Genomic DNA, 567 nt, shown 5'->3' on the forward strand with positions numbered 1-567 from the left:
GTTGATTAAGCCATTTTCCCCAATGGCGGTCGATGGAGTGATGGCAAGGTAACCAAATGATCAAACAATGTTGCACCGACATGATGTCCCACTCTGAAAGTTGGTACTCTCCTTTGTTAGCGCGTCTTCTGGCATTGGTGATAATTCGACACAGTTCGGCATAGGCTTGTCGGTTAGGGCAAAGCAATACCAGCTGGCATTCAGCGTTTAGCCAGAACATGCTGCCAATGATCTGTTTGATAGCAAGATGGTGATCTTTGATGGCCGTATGTGCTCGAACCACGCCTGCGACAGAGCACTCATCGGTAATGGCGATGGCTTGATAACGTAAAAAATCAGCCTGAATCACCAACTCTTCCGCATGTGAAGCACCGGTTAAAAAAGAAAAGTTACTCTGACAAAAAAGTTCGGCGTATTTCATATCAACATTAACTAAATTGACCGTGAACAAACCAGTTTTTCTGCTGATCTCGAAAAAGCCAAAGCCAGCGACCTTCAGCACTACGAGCAATGAAATAGTCACGGATTATGTCATTGCCATCCCACCAGCCTGTGACGATGCGTTCA

General features: G+C 45.7%; 1 protein-coding gene. It reads right to left on the reverse strand.

From position 1 onward, the window contains the following. A partial coding sequence (locus ACP45E_RS00440; RefSeq protein ID WP_141707151.1) for a PHP domain-containing protein occupies positions 1 to 421 on the reverse strand: 421 nt, incomplete at its 3' end. Positions 422 to 567: the final 146 nt, after the last annotated feature.

This window comes from Vibrio genomosp. F10 str. 9ZD137 (assembly GCF_049974785.1).
Lineage (GTDB): Bacteria > Pseudomonadota > Gammaproteobacteria > Enterobacterales > Vibrionaceae > Vibrio.